Genomic DNA, 17,679 nt, shown 5'->3' on the forward strand with positions numbered 1-17,679 from the left:
GATGAGCAAGGATACTAAGCAACTGCCCGATCTGGCCCAGGTCAGACAGAATATCGACTCCATTGATCAGCAATTGCAGCAACTGATTAACCAGCGGGCCGAATGCGCGCAACAAGTGGCCCAGATCAAGCTGGCTGAAGAAGGCGAGCTGACGCATTTTTACCGCCCCGAGCGTGAAGCCCAGGTGATGCGCAGTATCATGGAGCGCAACCAGGGGCCGCTATCGAGCGAAGAAATGGCGCGTCTTTTCCGCGAAATCATGTCGGCCTGCCTGGCGCTGGAGCGTCCGGTCAAGGTGGCCTACCTGGGGCCGGAAGGCACCTTTACCCAGCAGGCGGCGATCAAGCACTTCGGCCATTCCGCGATCAGCGTCCCCATGGCGGCGATCGATGAAGTCTTCCGCGAAGTCGAGGCAGGCAGCGTTGACTATGGTGTGGTGCCCATTGAAAACTCCACCGAAGGCGTGATCAGTCACACCCTCGACAGCTTTATGGATTCCGGCCTGCAAATCAGTGGTGAAGTGGTGCTGCGGATTCACCAGCATCTGCTAGTAGGTGAAAACACCCGCGCCGACAAGATTTCCACCATCTATTCTCATGCCTCTTCGCTGGCGCAGTGCCGCAAATGGCTGGATGCTCATTATCCCGGCGTGGAAAGGGTGCCCATGCCCTCCAATGCCGAAGCGGCGCGCAAGATCAAAACCGAATGGCATTCTGCCGCGATTGCCGGTGATATGGCTGCCGAGCTGTATGAACTCAAGCGTCTGGCAGAGAATATTGAAGACACCCCGGATAACTCCACCCGCTTTTTGATTATCGGGCGTCAGAAGGTGGCAGCTTCCGGTGATGACAAGACCTCACTGATGGTTTCCATGCGCAACCAGCCGGGTGCGCTGCACCAGATTCTGGAACCCTTTAACCGTCACAATCTGGACATGACCCGGATCGAAAGCCGTCCCAGCCGCTCCGGTGCCTGGAACTACGTCTTCTTTATCGACTTTGCCGGGCATGTCGAAGACGAAAAGGTCAAGCCGGTACTTCAGGAAATTGGTGATCAGGCCGCCGACATGAAGGTGCTGGGTTCCTACCCCAAGGGTGTTCTTTAACGAGGGTGAAATGATGAGCTGTGATTTTTTGAAAAAAGCCAATGCCGGTATCCAGGGACTGATGCCTTACCAGCCGGGTAAACCGGTCGAGGAAGTTGCGCGTGAGCTGGGTCTGGACCCGGCGGATATCGTCAAGCTGGCCAGTAATGAAAATCCTCATGGTCCCAGCCCTCGTGCGCTGGAAGCCATCCAGAAAGAACTGGCCGAGCTGACCCGCTATCCCGATGGCAGCGGCTACTCTCTGAAAAGCCTCCTGTCGCATGAGCTGGGTGTCAGCAGTCGCCAAATCACCCTGGGTAATGGCTCCAATGACCTCTTGGATCTGATTGCCCGCTGCTGGCTGGCACCCGGTCGCAATGCGGTTTATAGCGAATATGCTTTTGCGGTTTATCCCATCGCTACTCAGGCTGCCGGGGCCGAACACAAGGTGGTGCCTGCCAATAACTGGGGCCATGATCTGGATGCCATGGCCGCAGCCGTGGATGAGCAGACCTCGGTGGTTTTTGTCGCCAACCCCAACAACCCCACCGGCACCTGGTTGTCGGAAAAGCAAATTCGTGAGTTTCTGGACAAGATTCCCGAGCAGGTTTTGGTGGTTCTGGATGAAGCCTATTTTGAATATGTTGAAGAAAGCGTGTATCCGGATGGGCTGCAGCTGCTGGACAGCTACCCCAATCTGATCGTTTGTCGTACCTTCTCCAAGGCCTATGGTCTGGCGGGGCTGCGTGTGGGCTATAGCCTTTCCTCGACCCAGATTGCCGAAACCCTGAATCGAGTCCGCCAGCCGTTCAATGCCAATGCGCTGGCGCTGGCTGCAGCCGAGGCGGCTTATCAGGACAAGGAATATCTGGAAAAGTCGGTAATCACCAACAAGGCCGGTCTGCTGCAATTGGAAACAGCTTTTCACGAGCTGGGCCTGAGCTACATTCCCTCGGTCGGCAATTTTATCTGCGTGGAAGTCGATGATGCCGAGAAGGTGAACGCGGCCTTGCTGGAAGAAGGCGTGATCGTGCGTCCTCTGCGGCCTTACCGCATGCCCAATCACCTGCGCGTCAGTGTGGGTCTGCCGGAAGAAAACCAGCGCTTTATCGATGCTCTGAGCAAGGTGCTGTAATTCGTGGCACAAGTTAGAAATCTATTGGTGGTGGGCCTGGGCCTGATCGGAGGCTCCCTGGCCCTGGCTGCCCGCCGCGCTGGTTTTGCTGAACACTATCTGGGCGTCGATTTGGCCCAGGATGAGCGTCAGGGTGCCCTGACCCTGGGTGTGGTGGATGAAGCCAGTGACAAACTGGAGGAGATGGCACCACGTGCTGACCTGATCCTTTTGGCCGTTCCCGTGCTGTCGATGGAAAGCGTCCTGCGTCAGTTACAACCTCTGGTGAGTGCGAGCACCGTGATCACCGATGCCGGTTCCTGCAAGGGAGTGATTGCTGAAGCAGCCACTCGTATTTTCGGTCAGCTACCGCCGCAACTGGTACTGGGGCATCCCATCGCGGGCAAGGAAACCAGCGGTGTTACAGCGGCCGAGGCCCAGCTGTTTCAGCAGCGCAAGGTGATCCTGACCCCCGAGCCTTCCACCTCGCCCCAGGCGCTGCAACTGGTTCGCGACCTTTGGCAGGCCACCGGCGCTGAAGTGCTGGAAATGCCGATTGACCAGCATGATGAAGTGCTGGCCCGCACCAGTCACCTTCCTCACCTCCTGGCTTTTTCGCTGGTCGATACCCTGGCAAGGCGCGATGAGCGGCTGGAAATCTTCCGCTATGCCGCCGGTGGTTTTCGTGATTTCACCCGGGTTGCCGCCAGTGATCCCATCATGTGGCGGGATATTTTCCTGGCCAACCGCGAAGCCACCCTGGGTGCGCTGGATGAATTTTTACTCGGTGTGCAACGCCTGCGTACCGCTGTGGCCGAGAGCGATGCCGAGGAATTGGTCGGCACCTTTACCCATGCCAAATCGGCCAGAGACTATTTTACTGCTTTGCTCAATGAGACGGGCTATCAAACCATGGAAAACCAGAAAATCAATTTTGTAACCCAGCCGGGCGGTGGTCCGGTCACCGGGCGCGTTCGTGTTCCCGGCGATAAATCCATTTCCCACCGCTCCATCATGCTGGGTGCCTTGGCTGAAGGCACCACCCGCGTCAAGGGCTTCCTGGAAGGCGAGGATGCCCTGGCCACCCTGCAAACTTTTCGCGATCTGGGCGTGCTGATTGAAGGTCCGCACAATGGCGAGGTCACCATCCACGGGGTTGGCATGCAGGGCCTGAAAGCGCCTCAAGACCCGCTCTACCTGGGCAATTCCGGTACCTCCATGCGTCTACTGGCCGGTCTGCTGGCAGCCCAGCCCTTTGATTGTGAACTCACCGGCGATGCTTCGCTATCCAAGCGCCCCATGGGGCGGGTGGCTGATCCTCTGCGTCTGATGGGCGCGGAAATTGCTACCGAAGAAGGTGGGCGTCCGCCTTTGAAAATTGCCGGTGGTCAGCCACTCAAAGGCATTCACTATGATCTGCCCATGGCCTCGGCGCAGGTGAAATCCTGTCTGCTGTTGGCCGGTCTCTGGGCCGAAGGCGAAACCTCGGTAACTGAGCCTGCTCCCACGCGGGATCATACCGAGCGGATGCTGCAGGGCTTTGGTTATCCGGTCAAAAAAGAAGGGGCAACAGCCTCTCTGGTGGGCGGTGGCAAACTGACCGCCACGGACATCGATATTCCTGCCGATATTTCCTCGGCGACCTTCTTTATGGTGGCTGCGGCCATCACCCCCGGTAGTGATCTGGTACTGGAGCATGTGGGCATCAACCCCACTCGCGATGGCGTAATCAATATCCTGCGTCTGATGGGTGCTGATCTGGAAACCAGCCATCAGCGCGAAGTCGGCGGCGAACCCGTGGCGGATATTCGTGTGCGCTACCAGCCGCTGAAAGGAATCGATATCCCTGAAGACCAGGTGCCTCTGGCAATCGATGAATTCCCGGCGCTCTTTGTAGCCGCAGCCTGTGCCCAGGGCACCACCCGCCTGCGCGGTGCAGAAGAGCTGAGAGTCAAGGAATCCGACCGGATTCAGGTCATGGCTGATGGTCTGCAGGCCTTGGGTGTGAACTGTGAAGTGCTGGAAGACGGCATCGACATTCAAGGCAAGGGCGAAGCGGAAGCGGTGTTTTCATCCGCGATCCTGGCCTGTCATCACGACCACCGGATTGCCATGAGCTTTGCGGTAGCCGGTTTGCGAGCCTCGGGTTCCATCACCATTGAAGACTGTGCCACCGTCAATACTTCCTTCCCCGGATTTGCCGAACTGGCGCGCAGCCTGGGCATGAAACTGGACAGTGATCAGCTGGCCGGTTGATTCCAGGAAGATAACCTGAAGTGGTTAAAGAGCCTTGCCCCGTGGCAAGGCTTTTTTATTTGAAGAGTATTTATTGCCTAGCTAGTCAGGCGGCTACTTGGCCTGGCTTAACTTCGCTGAGGCATCCAGTTCCTGGGCGGTTTGATCGGTTAGTTTCAGCCAGATCACCAGCAGGCTACCCAGGGCCACAAAGCCACCGGCTATCCACAGCCCCAGGGTGTATTCCCCGGTCCAGGCCGCCAGCATCCCGGTCAAGGCCGGAGCCACCACCTGGGCGGTGCCATAGGAAAGAGTCATCTTGCCCATCAGTTTGGCCGGTTTGGTGGGATAGAGGCGTCCGGCCATGGTCAAGACCAGGCTGACCGAGCCAATAAAGGTACTGCCAAATAGCAGAGCGCTGATCAAAACGACCGCTAGGCTGGTGTGAATCACAGGCAGGAGAATACCGCCGATCTGCAAGACCAGGGTCAGCAGCAGGGCATTGAGATAACCATACTGGCGGGCGACCAGATCCCAGATCATCACTGCCGGTGCAGCCGCCAGGCCCACCAGGGCAAAGGAGGTCGGTCCCATACCGGCCAGTTCGGGCTGGCGCTCGACGAAGGCTACGATAAAGGTTGCGGTAATCACATAGCCATAACCGGCACAGAAATAGGCCAGCAGCATCAGGCTCATAAAGCGGCGAGTCGGGGGGCTGTCTTCCAGGGTGGTTCCGGTGCGGGTCAGGTTGGCTGTTTCCGGGCGGGGGAGCCAGAACCAGGCGGGTACCGCCAGAAAAGCCCCGAGAAAACCCAACCACAACCACTGGCTGGCCCAATCCTGACTGAGATAAAGCATTAGCTCTACAGCCAGGGCGGCCACCACGATACCGATACCCACCCCGGCAAAATGTATCCCCAGCTCACCACGATGGTGATGGCGGATCAGCCAGTTAAGAATCAGCCCGGATACGATCAGCATGGAGGCAGCGCTGGAAAGACCGGAGAAAAAGCGCAGCAGCATCCACAGGGTGAGGTTTTCCGTCACAGCCATGCCGGCTGTAGTAATGACTGCCAGCAACAGGCCCAGGCGATAGAGCAGATCCTTGATTTTCAGGTCGGATAAAGAAGCTGCCAGCAGTGCCCCGGCCATATAACCCAGGTAGTTAACCGCAGCCAGCCAACCACCGGCTGCCTCACCCAGCCAGGTTTGTTGCTGCATCACCGGCAGCAGGGGCGTGTAGGCAAAGCGGGCCAGGCCAATACACAGGATCTGACTGAAAACACCGGCCAGGAGTACCTTGAATCGAGGCGACAAGAGCATGGGCGTTCCTTATAATTAGACTTATGGGTCTTACCTTATATCAGAAACTGCGCATCGCCTACCCGAACGTATGACCGGCGGGTTTTTTTATTCGTCTGATTTTCCGGCTAGCCGTGCAACTTGGGGTAATCAAAAACCTCCAGTTTGGCGGTGCCGGGTTCCAGCTGGGTCCAGCTACTGATCGGCAGGAGCAGGTGAGCAAAGGCTGCCGTGGGATAATGCCGGGGCGTTTCCCCGATCAGAAAGGCCAGGAGTTCTGACATGCCCGGATTATGTCCTACCAGAACAAGACGTTCACAGCTGTCGGGCTGTTCCTGTAGCAGCATCAACAGGGTATTGAGCGAGGCTTCATAAGCCTGGGGTGTTTTCTTGACCGCGGTTGCGGGCAGTTGCCAAGCTGCTGCCAAAGGGGCCTGGGTTTCCAGGGTGCGCTGGGCGCCACTGAAGAGCAAAAGGTCCGGGCGTTCGACTTTTTGCAGCAGGCGCTGGGTCAGACCGGGCAGATCTCTTTGCCCGCGTTTGTTGAGTGGGCGATCCCAGTCGCTCTGGTCGGGATCTTGCCAACTGGATTTAGCATGGCGTATAAGGGTTAGCTGCTTCACTTGACCTCCAAAAGAGTCAGTGGGGAAAAAGAGTGATTGCCAGAGTGTAAAATGTCTAACAGGAGTCAGCATGCGTTTTTTGATAGTCGGAGCCGGCGGCATAGGCTGTTATTACGGGGCACGTTTGCAGGAAGCCGGTCATCCGGTGGTTTATATGGCCCGGGGTGAACATCTTAAAGCCCTGCAGACCTCCGGGCTGCGAGTGGAGCATGAAGACTTTCAGTTTCAGCGCCCGGTGACCGCCGTGGATGAAGCCGCACTGCTGAAGGATTACCAGGTGACAGATTTTGATCTCTTGCTGATCTGTTTTAAATCCCAGGCCACAGCCGCCTGGTTGGAGACCTTTGCTGACTGGCTGAAGGGCGGGGATACCCCCCTTTTATCGCTGCAAAATGGTGTGGATAACGAGCCGCTGCTGGCCGAAGTTCTGGGTGAAGAGAGAGTGCTGGGCGGCATTGCCCTCAGAATCGGCGGGCATCTGGATAATCCCGGTGAAGTTTCGGCCAGTGGTCCGGCCCAGATTGTTATGGGTGCCTGGCCCGAAGCCGGCCAGCCACCGCGTCAGCAGGCTTTTCTGGAAGAAGTGGATCATCACTTCCAGCAGGCGGGTATTCCTTCGCGTATCAGCCATCAGATCGCCCTGGAACTCTGGCGCAAGCTGATGCTGAACAATGCCGTCAATCCGCTTTCCGCGCTGACTCACCTGGATACCCAGACCCTGAGCCACGATAGTTACTATGGCCCGGTGGTCAAGGGCTTGATGGCCGAAGCCGGTCAGGTTGCTGCGGCAGAAGGTCTGGCGATCGACAGCAAGGATGTCGAGGAAATGTACGATCTTATCTGCCAGTTTGATGGCATCAAGACCTCCATGCTGGTGGATCTGGAAAAGGGACGTCCGCTGGAATTGGAAGGCATCAGCGGCAGTCTTTTACAGCGGGCGCAGAAGCATCAGCTGACCTTGCCGATGACGGGTTTGCTCTATGCCCTGCTCACGCGCGAAAACGCATGAGGCATTGGGCAAGCTGGCTTTTTCCTTGTAATATAAGGTTTTTGAACAACAACACGTTTAGAGGGTATAGGGGATGACCGCATTTGGTACCGTTTTCACACCTGAAATGATTTTAAGCCGTTTTGACGGGTCGGGCTGGTCGACTCCGGAAATTGTCCCCTCCGATTCTCTGACTCTGCACCCCGGCGCGCACGTGCTGCATTATTCCAGCACCTGCTTTGAAGGCCTCAAGGCTTTTCGTCATGCCGATGGCAGCATCAACATCTTCCGTATGGACAAGAACATCCAGCGCATGGCACAGAGCACCCGCATGCTGGGCCTGCCTGAAATTGACGAAAAACAGCTGGAAGCCATGATTCTTGATATCACCGGCCGTTTTGCCGCTGATGTTCCCGAACCCCCAGGTTCCATGTATATCCGTCCGACCCATATCGGTACCGAACCCGCTATCGGCAAGGCCGCGGCACCTTCTGCCACCTCCCTGCTGTATGTACTCCTCTCGCCGGTAGGTGACTACTTCAGTGGTGGTGATACCGCCTTGCGTCTGCTGCTGAAAGAAGACGGCATGCGTTGTGCGCCCCACATGGGCGTGGTCAAAAGTGGCGGCAACTACGCCAGCTCCCTGCATTCCATGATGGAAGCGCGCCAAAGCGTTCAGGCTGACCAGGTGCTCTACTGCCCGGATGGTCAGGTTCAGGAAACCGGCGCAGCCAACTTCCTGCTGATCGATGGCAACGAAGTCATTACCCGTGCACTGGATTCCACCTTCCTGCACGGGGTCACACGTGATTCTGTGCTGACTTTGGCCAGAGATCTGGGCATGGATGTTCAGGAAAGAGATCTGAGCATTGAAGAGCTGCTGGAAAGAGCCGCCAAGCCGGAAACCGAAGCCGCCCTGTCCGGTACGGCTGCTGTTCTGGCACCGGTCGGCACCCTGATTCATAACGGCAAGGAACAGGCAGTGGGTACGGGCAAACCCGGTCCCATGACCAAGCGTCTGCGCCAGTTGATGAATGGCGTCCAGTGGGGCGAAAGCGAAGATACCCACGGTTGGTTGACCCGCATCTAAGCGGATCAGATCTTCACGCATGACCCCGGAACGTGTAGCCCGTATCCGTTCGGTGCTGGACAGGCGACAACCCGATCTGGCGGTAATCACAGATCGGGTAACCAAACCTCACAATATCAGCGCCATTCTGCGCAGTTGTGATGCCTTTGCCGTACCCGAGTTGCAGGTGGTCTGGCCCGAGCAGGATTTTAAAACCTATCGGCGTCGGGCTGCTGGCAGCCAGCACTGGGTCAAGGTGAAAACCCATGCCAGCGTCACCGAAGCCATCCACGAGCGTAAAAGCCAGGGCTTTCAGGTGCTGGCCGCGCACTTTTCCGAACAGGCGTGTCCTTACGATCAGTTGGATTTTACCCGGCCCACGGCCTTTGTCATGGGTGCTGAACTGGATGGCGTGAGTGAAGAAGCCCTGGCCCAGGTGGATGGTCAGGTGAGTGTGCCCATGCAGGGCATGGTGGAATCCCTGAATGTCTCGGTGGTGGCCGCCCTGCTCTTGGCTGAGGCCGGACGTCAAAGACGAGCTGCCGGTTTTTTCGACCAGCCGCGTCTGCCCGAAGCCGACTATCAACGTCTTTTCTTTGAAGCCTGCTACCCGGATCTGGCCCGTCGTTGCCGGGAAAAGGGGCTTGCCTATCCGCGCCTTCTGGACAATGGTGATTTGGAAGACTCGGCGGCCTTTTCTGCGGCCTATAATGCCAGGGTGGCTGAAGAACACGCTTTGCAGGACTGACCTTCCCGTTACCTTTCGCGCTGGGGACAGCGCTCCCACCGGCTTTGTTCCAGAGGTATTGCCATTGGAGTAGGAGCGCTTTCCAAGTGCGATCCGCTTGCAGAGCGTCTGCTTTGAGATTTATTGTTTCTGCTCAGATTTATCAGTAAATTTCTTGAAAGCCTCCATCAGATCCAGAGGCAGTGGGAAGACGATGGTCGAGGCATTGTTCTTGTTGCCCATGTCATTCAGGGTTTGCAGGTAGCGTAATTGCAGGGCTGCCGAGTTTTTCGACATCACCTGAGCGGCCTCCACCAGTTTTTCCGAAGCCTGGAGTTCACCTTCGGCGTGAATCACCTTGGCCCTTCTTTCCCGTTCGGCCTCGGCCTGGCGGGCAATGGCGCGGATCATGCTTTCATCCAGATCCACATGCTTGATTTCCACATTGGCAACCTTGATGCCCCAGTCCTCGGTCTGGGCATCCAGAATCTCCTGGATATCCTGGTTGAGTCGGTCTCTTTCCGACAGCATTTCGTCCAGCTCATGCTTACCCAGTACCGAGCGCAGGGTCGTTTGAGCCAGTTGGCTGGTGGCGGTAACAAAATTCTCGACATTGATAATGGCTTTTTGCGGGTCCAGCACCCGGAAATAGAGGACAGCATTGACCCGGACAGTGACGTTGTCCTGGGAAATCACATCCTGCTCGGGCACATCCATGGTGATAACCCTGAGATCGACCTTTTCCATTCTTTGCAGACCGGGAATCACGATGATCAACCCCGGACCTTTGACGGCCTGAAAGCGCCCCAGGAAGAAGATGACCCCGCGTTTGTATTCGGGCAGGATTCTCAGGGAGGCTGCCAGTATCAGGATGACCACAGCCACGGGCGTCAGGTAACTGAATAGCATGCAAACTCCTTAGCCTTTGTCAGGCTTCTAGGCGCAAAATTTACCGAACGGTTTCCGTCCGGGAAGCGTGTAGGGGCTCCACCATCAGTGTAAGCCCCTGATGACCGGTGACCTGCAGGTAACTGCCCTGGCGGATAACACCCTCTGGATGCGTCCTTCTCGCCTGCCAGTTTTCACCGTGAAAGCGCACCCGTCCCTTGTGGGAAAAGTCTTCCAGGGCTTCGCAGACCTCACCCTCCAGGGCTTCCTGGCCGATGGTGGGTCGCTTGCTGCGCAGCGTCCAGAAGCGGGTTACCGCCCAGAGCAGCAGGGCAGAGGCGATCAGGGCCAAGCCCCCGATCAAGGGCAGGGACAGGGCCAGATGTTCGGAATCCATCAGTAGCACCGAACCGGAGGTAAACGCCAGGATGCCGCCGATCCCCAGAATCCCGAAACTGGGCACCAGCGCCTCGGCGATGATCAGGAGCACACCAAACACGATCAGGGCCAGACCGGCATAATTGACCGGCAGCAACTGGAAGGCATAGAGCGCCAACAGCAGGCTGCAGGCCCCGAGAATACCGGGGAAGAGGCTGCCGGGGCTGGACAGCTCAAACAGCAGCCCGTAAAAGCCGATCAGGAGTAGAAAATAAGCCAGGGTCGGCTGGGTTAGAAAAGCCAGCAGTTGATGACGCCAGTCAGGGTTTTGTTCAACCAGTTGTAGAGGAGCAGGGCTATGTTGCACTCGTTGATCGCCTTTAAGCAGTAGTTCCCGCCCTTGCAGGGCCTGCAGGAGTTCATCCAGATCAGCCGCCATTAATTCAATTACATCCAGATCCAAGGCTTCTTGGGCAGTCAGGCTATCCGCTTGCCGCACTGCTTTTTCAGCCCAGTCGGCATTGCGACCATAGCGTTCGGCGAGACTGCGCAGGCTACTCACCGCCGCCTGAAGCTGTTTTTGTTCCAGAGAAGACCGGGAGCTGGTATCCGCAGGCTGGGATTCCGGTGCCGGGGTTCCGCCACCCATCAGGTTAACCGGTGTGGCCGCGCCTACCTGGGTGGTGGGGGCCATGGCAGCCAGATGACTGGCATAGAGAATATAGGTGCCAGCACTAGCAGCCTGGGCACCGGCAGGGCCGACCCAGGTAATCACCGGAACATGACTGTTGAGGATTAAGCTAACCAGCTCACGCGTGGTGGAAACCAGCCCACCGGGCGTATCCATTTGTAAAATGATGGCCTCAAAACCTTGTTTTTCCGCCCGGGCAAACCCATCTTCCAGATAATCCAGGCTGGCTGGACCCAGCGTACCCTGGATCTGCAAGAGCAGACCCTGAGGGCGTGAGTCAGCATCAGCGGCCAGGGTCGCAGGTGCCCACACAAGCAGACCGGCCAGCAGGCCAGCTAGTAATAAACACAGGCGTGGTAGAGCGAACATAAGGCCTCCCTGATGATTCCGGGTATAGGAAGTCTAGTTCATTTTGACGGTCTTGCTGCCAGTAAAAAGGAGAGCGCAGGGTCGGTCGCTGGGCAAACAAGGCCTGCTCATTTTTCCTGAAAACACAGCCAGCAGCTGGGCTAGCCATTTATCAGGAGTTCCTTAAGCTCGCAATCTGTTAGACTGGGGCGACTAATTTCCGCTGAAGGAAAACATATTTGTTATGAAAGCATTGTCTTTGCACAACCTTGAAAAAACCTACGACAACGGACACCGTGCCCTCAAGGGCATCAGTCTGGATGTCGAAGAGGGTGACTTTTTTGCCCTGCTGGGGCCCAACGGGGCCGGTAAATCCACCACCCTGGGTATTGTCTGTTCCCTGGTGCGTAAAACAGCTGGCAAGGCCAGTATCTTCGGGGTGGATATCGACGAGGATTTTGCGCGTGCCAAACAGTTGATGGGCGTGGTGCCCCAGGAATTCAATTTCAGCGTTTTCGAGAAGGTCGAAGACATCGTACTCACCGCTGCCGGTTATCAGGGCATTCGTGAAAAGGACGCCCGCCCGCGTACGGAAAGACTACTGCGTGATCTGGGGCTCTGGGAAAAACGCCACCAGCAGGCCCGTATGCTCTCCGGGGGTATGAAGCGCCGCCTGATGATTGCCCGTGCTCTGGTGCATAATCCCAAGCTGCTGATTCTGGATGAACCCACCGCCGGGGTGGATATCGAACTGCGCCGCTCCATGTGGACCTTCATGCAGGAGATCAACCGTCAGGGGGTGACCATTATTCTGACCACCCACTACCTGGAAGAAGCCGAAAGCCTCTGCCGCAATATCGCCATCATCGACCAGGGTGAAATCATCAAGAACACCAGCATGAAATCCCTGCTCACCGAATTGAACAGCGAAACCTTCGTGCTGGATCTGACAAGCCCGCTGGAAAAAGCACCCGAGCTGGATGAGTTCAGCTGTCGTCTGGTGGATGCAGCCACCCTGGAAGTGGAAATCATGAAAGGCCAGAGCATCAGCGAGCTCTTCCGGGTTCTCAACAAGGCCGGAATCGAAGTGCTGAGTTTAAGAAACAAGGCCAATCGCCTGGAAGAGCTGTTTGTATCCCTGGTGGATAAAACCGCCGCCAGTGATTTCAGTGCCGAAAACACCACGGATTCCAAGGCAGGTGCAGCATGAGAATAAGGCTTTACTGGGTTGCTTTTACTACCATCGTTGTTAAAGAGGTACGCCGTTTCACCCGCATCTGGGTGCAGACGCTTCTGCCGCCCGCCATCACCATGGCGCTCTATTTTATTATCTTCGGTAACCTGATCGGCAGCCGCATCGGCGAGATGGATGGCTACAACTACATGCAGTTCATCATGCCCGGTCTGATCATGATGTCTGTGATCACCAACAGCTACACCAATGTGGTTTCGTCTTTCTTCAGTAGTAAATTCCAGCATTCCATCGAGGAGATCCTGGTCTCGCCGGTACCTAGTTGGGTGATCCTCTCCGGCTATGTGCTGGGCGGGGTGACGCGCGGTCTGATGGTCGGTTTTATGGTGACGTTGCTGGCGCTCTTCTTTACCGAAGTGACGGTTCACAATATCTTTGTGACCATTGCCGTGGTCCTGCTGACCGCCATTCTTTTTGCCATTGGTGGCTTTATCAACGCCCTCTTTGCGCAAAAGTTTGATGATATCGCCATCATCCCGACCTTTGTGCTGACGCCACTGACCTATCTGGGCGGGGTGTTCTACTCGATTCATCTGCTGCCGGATTTCTGGCAGGGGGTTTCCCAGTTCAACCCGATTCTGTATATGGTCAACACCTTCCGCTACGGCATTCTGGGTGTTTCCGATATCAACCACTGGGTTGCACTGGGCGCCATCTGCCTGTTTATAGCTGTCTTCTTCAGTCTGGCACTCTGGCTGCTGGAAAGAGGGCGGGGCATTCGCCAGTAATGCTTGGAAGCAGCGTTTAAATAAAAATGCCCACCAGGGAGGGTGGGCACAAGAAGGAATTCAAGCAGGAAGCAGGGGTTGGTTCAGAGCCTACTTCTTGTCATCATCACCCAGCAGTTCTTCTTCCAGATCGCTGAAATCAAATTCATCCAGATTATCCAGCGTCTTCTGCAAAGTATCTTCAGGCAGGTCGTCTTCATCATCGTCAACCCGATCTGAAGAGACCAGAGGATCGTATTCTTCGGGTTCTTCAGCACTGCCTTCCTGAGGGATGTCATCCAGCCCTTCCAGTTCATCATCCAGACCTTCAAGACCTTCCAAGTCAGCCGGACTTTCACCCAGGGCTTCATCCAGATCCGCCTGGCTGAGAATGTCATCATCATCTTCTTCGGCATCATCATCGGCCAGCACGGTTTCAGCAGCCGCTGGAGCGGCCGCAGCAGCGGCTGCCGGAGCCTTGGATTTGGCCGGTTGATCCAGGCCGATATCCAGACATTCACTCAGGGCTTCGACCAGCTCCTGCTGATGACCGCAAAGCTCTTTGGCAGCCGGGGCTTCAGTCATGATTTCGTGGCAGTTCTGGTTGATACGATTCAACAGCAGAGAAGCATGTTCGTAATCAAAGCCTGCACCGGAACCTAGATTCAACCCTGGCTCTTGAGGGGCACCTCCGGCTTTCAGGCCTTCAAGTTCCCTGATCAGACGTTTTTTTTGCAGTCGCTGGTAAAAGATAATAACCAGTAAAAGTATGCCCAGTTGTGCCAAAAGCACCACTGCCAGAGGGTTTAACACCATGGTAAGCTGTCCTCAAAGGTGTTGATATGCAGCAGAATTATCCTTACAGATTAAGCTTCTAAGTAAGCGGGGGCAAGCTACAGGCCTTAAAAAATTGCAAACCGGGAGTTTTTTTATGCAAGCAATTGATTTATTGCTAAACCGCAATTCGCATCCCCGATTGATTGATCCTGCTCCAGAGGGAGCCAGCCTGGAACGCATCTATCAGGCTGCCCTGCGGGCACCGGATCACGGCAGTGTTCGTCCCTGGCGTTTTATCGAGTTCAAAAATGCTGGCCTCAAACGACTGGGCGACATCTATGTCGAAGCCGAGAAGAATAAAAACCCCGGTGCCGAGGTGGAGCTGCTCAACAAGCTGCGCAACCAGCCCTTGAGAGCGCCAATGGTGATTGCCGTGATTGCCCGGATAGAAGAACACCCCAAGGCTCCGCCCAGCGAGCAGCGATTGTCAGCCGCTTGTGCGGCGCATGGCCTGCTGCTTGGTGCTGAAGCCGAAGGCTTTGCCGGTATCTGGCGTTCAGGCTGGTTGTGCTTTGATGAGCTGGTGCATCAAAAACTCGGCCTGAGTCAAAATGAAGAACTCATCGGCTTTATTTACCTGGGCAGTGTCGCCGGTCGGCGCAAACCCCTGCCTGAACACCAAGTCAGTGATTTTGTGGAGAGCTGGACGTGACCCAAGCAGTAAGCCCTGAATTTTTACCCTGGCTGAAAGAAGCCATTCCCCTGACTCAACACCTGGGGATTGAAAACCTCTATTGGCAGGACAAGGAGTTGATTGCCGAGCTGCAATTGGCTCCCCTGGTTAATGACAAGGGCACCGGCTTTGGCGGAGGGGTGGCCGGTCTGGCAACCCTGTTGGGCTGGTGTTATGTCACCCTGCTGCTGGATGCCAGGGATCAACGCTGCCCGGTGGTTGTTAAAGAATCCAGTAACCGCTTTACCGCGCCCCTGACTGGTGACTTTACCCTGCACTGCTGGTGTGAAGAAGACGGGCAGCCGCAAAGCTTTCTGGAAACCTTTGCAAAGAAAGGCCGGGGACGCATCAACCTCAAGGTCGAAGCCAGGCAGGAAGGCCAGTTGGCCTTTGATTACCAGGGCACCTATGTCGCCCTGGGCAACTAATTTGCCCGATAACTGATTATCAGGCTTGCATTTTTTTAAAGGAGGCAGTACTATACGCGCCACTTGAACGGAGGAGTGGCCGAGTGGTCGAAGGCGCACGCCTGGAAAGTGTGTATACGGCAACGTATCGAGGGTTCGAATCCCTCCTCCTCCGCCACAAACAAGATTTAAAGCCCTGATTTTTCAGGGCTTTTTTTATGCCTGAAAGAACTAGTCCCCCAATTGGTCCCCCAAATTTAATTGGGTTGATGTTTCCTTGTCTTCTGTTAAGTCTTTTTGGTTTTCAAGAAGACTCTGTACTATCTTGATTTTGTTGTTAAGGCTATCCAGCTTTTTGGCCTCAAGGATGAGCATATCTTCGCCTTCATCTAATTCAGCCTGAATAGCCTTGATTTCTTCTTTTGCCTCTGCAATTACTCCCAGTGCCTGGTCTGTGCAGCCTGAGGCTGGCTCTTTTTTCTTGGGTCTTGCAGCCAGCCTATCTTTCATTCTCTGTTTCTTCTCAGCTTCCTGTCTAAGCTCTTCTTTGATCTGGCTTTTGTAGTTCTTCAGGCTACTGATCATTTCCGATACTACTTCAGGTATGGTCGATTCCTGCTGCTTGGCTTCACTTCTTAGCTTGGTTCTGGTGCTTTTGCTGACTTCAATCTGAACGAGTTGTTTTCTGGATTTTTTGCTACGAGTTTTGTGAACCCTCCAGGCCAGTTCCATCAATCTTCTCAGCTCTTTGAACTCAGGTTCTCCGATGCTGTTTGTCTTTCCTTCTTTTATCTGGATTAAAAGCTGAGTGGGGGCTAGTAGATGAGCTGGATGAAGAAGTGGGTGGTTCTTTTTCTGCAGGTACTTGATGACCCATTGAGCTTGATCTTGGTTCTGAGGATCTACCCAGCTGGTGAAAGGAATGGTGTTTGATTCGCTCATATCGGTCTCCTGGCAGCAGATTTTTTATCAGTATAACACGTAATATTACAAAAAATGTTACATGGTAATGTTACGTGTAATGGTTATTTTTATTTGCAATATATATACCTATGCAGATGATGCCAATAATGATATTTTGGACAAAATATCGGTGCCGTGGTGGCCACTATGTGGAAAAAATTATTAAGGTTTCCCTCTCCAGAAAAGCTATCGTACCAAGCTCGAATTTTGATGTTGCGCTTGGCGTTTGTGTACGGTGATTCTTTGATGTCTTCAAGCGTGCAGGCTTCAATGAGCGAGCTATCCAGGTCGCTTCATGTTCACCGAAACAAGCTTGGACCACTGATGAAGGAGCTTTCAGATGCAGGGTTGATTAAATTCATACCGGCACCTTCTACTGGCAAAAGAGGTCGGCCTTTGCAGTGTTTTACCTTCGCTCAGCTGACCAAAAAGTTCATTCGGGATAGCAAGGATGTTTGTCCGAATTTTAATGAAGCTTTAGAGAAGTTGGAGTTACATGCACCTAGAGGGAGAGAAGGCGGGCCTTTTAAGAATTCAATGGAGTTGAACAAGGGACAAAGCCTTGTCCTTGCAGTCCTGCTGGCTCATGCCAATGACTTTGGCACGGTTACTGGTTTGCCTAAATCAAAGATTGTCTCTTTGACCGGTCTCAACATGGGTAGCGTCACTCAGTACCTGAAGCAGCTAAAAAAAATAGGCTATATTCGTAAGACCTACTCTGGCTTTAATGACAGTCTTATTTTTGGCCGCCAAGTCAGCGTGTACTGCTTGTCTTTGGATTTGGTTTTTGATCCAGGCAAAAGAAAAAAGTATCGGTTCTCATATCTATTCGATACGAAGCTCCGTGCACCACCAGTGTGCCAACTGGATGTCTTTCACGACTTTCCCTTAGTGGACTCCGATGTCCAGCTAATGAAGCAACTGAGTAGGCAGCTTACACCGCTTGGACTACGCAATCCCCGCAAGCTAGAAATGATGGGGTTCCACCTTGCATCTTTGGCGTCAATTTTGATTAGCCGAAACACTTCCTGGTCAGGCATCTTGTCGCCAAATGAATTTGAATTGACATTAGACCGACTTCTTGGCGAGTTGGGAGAAGAGCTAGATGCCGTTATTCAAAAAACGGGCGTGGATCGCACATTAAGTAGGAGAGAAAAAGCTGAGTGGCTTTCCGAGGGAAGTCATTTTATTTCTAACTTGGCAGAAAAATATCGTCAGCCTAAGCCCAAAATGATTTTGAAGCTGATCGTTTTGTTAAATGCAGCTTGCTGTAGTGGTTCAATGATTCTGGACACCAGCGTAGGTGGTAAGATCACCACCATAAACGAGGTGTCTGATGACCAGAAAACGACGTTCCTTTACTCCTGAGTTCAAGCAGGAAGCAGCCAGCCTG

The 17,679-nt window shown here is 54.7% G+C and carries 17 protein-coding genes and 1 tRNA gene; 12 read left to right on the plus strand and 6 right to left on the minus strand.

Annotated elements, in window-relative coordinates:
* Nucleotide 1 precedes the first annotated feature (1 nt).
* Genes pheA through DFK18_RS13980 form a run of 3 tightly spaced genes read left to right on the plus strand, consistent with a single transcriptional unit; the run spans nt 2 to nt 4,454 of the window.
* Complete coding sequence (pheA, locus tag DFK18_RS13970; protein ID WP_114418893.1) at nt 2-1,105, plus strand: prephenate dehydratase; 1,104 nt, start codon at nt 2-4, stop codon at nt 1,103-1,105.
* A gap of 10 nt (nt 1,106-1,115) precedes the next feature.
* Nucleotides 1,116-2,219, plus strand: a complete 1,104-nt coding sequence (hisC, locus tag DFK18_RS13975) for a histidinol-phosphate transaminase (RefSeq protein ID WP_342769768.1) — start codon at nt 1,116-1,118, stop codon at nt 2,217-2,219.
* A gap of 3 nt (nt 2,220-2,222) precedes the next feature.
* On the plus strand, nt 2,223-4,454 hold the full coding sequence (locus DFK18_RS13980) for a bifunctional prephenate dehydrogenase/3-phosphoshikimate 1-carboxyvinyltransferase (RefSeq protein WP_114418894.1): 2,232 nt from the start codon (nt 2,223-2,225) through the stop codon (nt 4,452-4,454).
* A gap of 93 nt (nt 4,455-4,547) precedes the next feature.
* Here the strand turns inward: DFK18_RS13980 and DFK18_RS13985 are convergent, their stop codons facing one another.
* Together DFK18_RS13985 and DFK18_RS13990 are read right to left on the minus strand one after the other, a co-directional pair.
* Nucleotides 4,548-5,756 (minus strand): YbfB/YjiJ family MFS transporter, encoded by a 1,209-nt coding sequence (locus DFK18_RS13985; protein ID WP_114418895.1) that lies wholly within the window; start codon nt 5,754-5,756, stop codon nt 4,548-4,550.
* 107 nt (nt 5,757-5,863) lie between these two features.
* Nucleotides 5,864-6,358, minus strand: a complete 495-nt coding sequence (locus tag DFK18_RS13990) for a SixA phosphatase family protein (RefSeq protein WP_162299793.1) — start codon at nt 6,356-6,358, stop codon at nt 5,864-5,866.
* A gap of 70 nt (nt 6,359-6,428) precedes the next feature.
* Between DFK18_RS13990 and DFK18_RS13995 the strand changes: the two genes are divergently transcribed.
* From DFK18_RS13995 to trmH, 3 genes are all read left to right on the plus strand, one after another.
* Nucleotides 6,429-7,367 (plus strand): ketopantoate reductase family protein, encoded by a 939-nt coding sequence (locus DFK18_RS13995; protein WP_114418909.1) that lies wholly within the window; start codon nt 6,429-6,431, stop codon nt 7,365-7,367.
* Between the two features lie 73 nt (nt 7,368-7,440).
* Nucleotides 7,441-8,436, plus strand: coding sequence for a branched-chain amino acid aminotransferase (locus DFK18_RS14000; RefSeq protein ID WP_114418897.1), 996 nt, complete (start codon nt 7,441-7,443; stop codon nt 8,434-8,436).
* Nucleotides 8,437-8,455: 19 nt separating this feature from the next.
* The gene (gene trmH, locus DFK18_RS14005; RefSeq protein ID WP_114418898.1) at nt 8,456-9,163 is read left to right on the plus strand and encodes a tRNA (guanosine(18)-2'-O)-methyltransferase TrmH; all 708 of its coding nucleotides are present in this window, start codon (nt 8,456-8,458) and stop codon (nt 9,161-9,163) included.
* Between the two features lie 120 nt (nt 9,164-9,283).
* Here the strand turns inward: trmH and DFK18_RS14010 are convergent, their stop codons facing one another.
* Nucleotides 9,284-10,051 (minus strand): slipin family protein, encoded by a 768-nt coding sequence (locus DFK18_RS14010; RefSeq protein WP_114418899.1) that lies wholly within the window; start codon nt 10,049-10,051, stop codon nt 9,284-9,286.
* Nucleotides 10,052-10,091: 40 nt separating this feature from the next.
* On the minus strand, nt 10,092-11,468 hold the full coding sequence (locus DFK18_RS14015; RefSeq protein WP_114418900.1) for an NfeD family protein: 1,377 nt from the start codon (nt 11,466-11,468) through the stop codon (nt 10,092-10,094).
* Between the two features lie 223 nt (nt 11,469-11,691).
* Between DFK18_RS14015 and DFK18_RS14020 the strand changes: the two genes are divergently transcribed.
* Both DFK18_RS14020 and DFK18_RS14025 read left to right on the plus strand, forming a co-directional pair.
* The gene (locus tag DFK18_RS14020; RefSeq protein WP_114418901.1) at nt 11,692-12,657 is read left to right on the plus strand and encodes an ABC transporter ATP-binding protein; all 966 of its coding nucleotides are present in this window, start codon (nt 11,692-11,694) and stop codon (nt 12,655-12,657) included.
* On the plus strand, nt 12,654-13,427 hold the full coding sequence (locus DFK18_RS14025; protein ID WP_114418902.1) for an ABC transporter permease: 774 nt from the start codon (nt 12,654-12,656) through the stop codon (nt 13,425-13,427). Before DFK18_RS14020 ends, DFK18_RS14025 begins: the two co-directional genes overlap by 4 nt.
* Nucleotides 13,428-13,517: 90 nt before the next feature.
* On the opposite strand, the gene DFK18_RS14030 is transcribed toward DFK18_RS14025, so the two are convergent.
* The gene (locus tag DFK18_RS14030) at nt 13,518-14,222 is read right to left on the minus strand and encodes a hypothetical protein (RefSeq protein ID WP_114418903.1); all 705 of its coding nucleotides are present in this window, start codon (nt 14,220-14,222) and stop codon (nt 13,518-13,520) included.
* 115 nt (nt 14,223-14,337) lie between these two features.
* Between DFK18_RS14030 and DFK18_RS14035 the strand changes: the two genes are divergently transcribed.
* The 3 genes from DFK18_RS14035 to DFK18_RS14045 all read left to right on the plus strand — a co-directional run bounded on the left by DFK18_RS14035 (nt 14,338) and on the right by DFK18_RS14045 (nt 15,501).
* Nucleotides 14,338-14,895: a nitroreductase family protein gene (locus tag DFK18_RS14035; protein ID WP_114418904.1), complete on the plus strand. Its 558-nt coding sequence runs from the start codon at nt 14,338-14,340 to the stop codon at nt 14,893-14,895.
* On the plus strand, nt 14,892-15,344 hold the full coding sequence (locus DFK18_RS14040) for a YiiD C-terminal domain-containing protein (RefSeq protein ID WP_162299794.1): 453 nt from the start codon (nt 14,892-14,894) through the stop codon (nt 15,342-15,344). Before DFK18_RS14035 ends, DFK18_RS14040 begins: the two co-directional genes overlap by 4 nt.
* Nucleotides 15,345-15,413: 69 nt before the next feature.
* A tRNA-Ser gene (locus DFK18_RS14045) sits at nt 15,414-15,501 on the plus strand.
* A 53-nt stretch (nt 15,502-15,554) separates the two neighbouring features.
* Here the strand turns inward: DFK18_RS14045 and DFK18_RS14050 are convergent.
* Entirely contained in the window at nt 15,555-16,265 is a 711-nt protein-coding gene (locus DFK18_RS14050) for a hypothetical protein (protein WP_114418906.1), read from the minus strand.
* Between the two features lie 168 nt (nt 16,266-16,433).
* Between DFK18_RS14050 and DFK18_RS14055 the strand changes: the two genes are divergently transcribed.
* Nucleotides 16,434-17,654 (plus strand): hypothetical protein, encoded by a 1,221-nt coding sequence (locus DFK18_RS14055; protein WP_114418907.1) that lies wholly within the window; start codon nt 16,434-16,436, stop codon nt 17,652-17,654.
* The last annotated feature ends 25 nt before the right edge of the window (nt 17,655-17,679 follow it).

It is taken from the genome of Marinospirillum perlucidum, assembly GCF_003336805.1.
GTDB classification, from domain to species: Bacteria; Pseudomonadota; Gammaproteobacteria; order Pseudomonadales; family Halomonadaceae; genus Marinospirillum; species Marinospirillum perlucidum.

What these genes read in the sequence shown, in the direction of transcription:
- pheA (WP_114418893.1), top strand. Translation starts at nt 2, where the DNA reads ATGAGCAAGGATACTAAGCAACTGCCCGATCTGGCCCAGGTCAGACAG.
- hisC (WP_342769768.1), top strand. Translation starts at nt 1,116, where the DNA reads ATGATGAGCTGTGATTTTTTGAAAAAAGCCAATGCCGGTATCCAGGGA.
- DFK18_RS13985 (WP_114418895.1), bottom strand. Translation starts at nt 5,756, where the DNA reads ATGCTCTTGTCGCCTCGATTCAAGGTACTCCTGGCCGGTGTTTTCAGT.
- DFK18_RS13995 (WP_114418909.1), top strand. Translation starts at nt 6,429, where the DNA reads ATGCGTTTTTTGATAGTCGGAGCCGGCGGCATAGGCTGTTATTACGGG.
- DFK18_RS14000 (WP_114418897.1), top strand. Translation starts at nt 7,441, where the DNA reads ATGACCGCATTTGGTACCGTTTTCACACCTGAAATGATTTTAAGCCGT.
- trmH (WP_114418898.1), top strand. Translation starts at nt 8,456, where the DNA reads ATGACCCCGGAACGTGTAGCCCGTATCCGTTCGGTGCTGGACAGGCGA.
- DFK18_RS14010 (WP_114418899.1), bottom strand. Translation starts at nt 10,051, where the DNA reads ATGCTATTCAGTTACCTGACGCCCGTGGCTGTGGTCATCCTGATACTG.
- DFK18_RS14015 (WP_114418900.1), bottom strand. Translation starts at nt 11,468, where the DNA reads ATGTTCGCTCTACCACGCCTGTGTTTATTACTAGCTGGCCTGCTGGCC.
- DFK18_RS14020 (WP_114418901.1), top strand. Translation starts at nt 11,692, where the DNA reads ATGAAAGCATTGTCTTTGCACAACCTTGAAAAAACCTACGACAACGGA.
- DFK18_RS14025 (WP_114418902.1), top strand. Translation starts at nt 12,654, where the DNA reads ATGAGAATAAGGCTTTACTGGGTTGCTTTTACTACCATCGTTGTTAAA.
- DFK18_RS14030 (WP_114418903.1), bottom strand. Translation starts at nt 14,222, where the DNA reads ATGGTGTTAAACCCTCTGGCAGTGGTGCTTTTGGCACAACTGGGCATA.
- DFK18_RS14035 (WP_114418904.1), top strand. Translation starts at nt 14,338, where the DNA reads ATGCAAGCAATTGATTTATTGCTAAACCGCAATTCGCATCCCCGATTG.
- DFK18_RS14050 (WP_114418906.1), bottom strand. Translation starts at nt 16,265, where the DNA reads ATGAGCGAATCAAACACCATTCCTTTCACCAGCTGGGTAGATCCTCAG.
- DFK18_RS14055 (WP_114418907.1), top strand. Translation starts at nt 16,434, where the DNA reads ATGTGGAAAAAATTATTAAGGTTTCCCTCTCCAGAAAAGCTATCGTAC.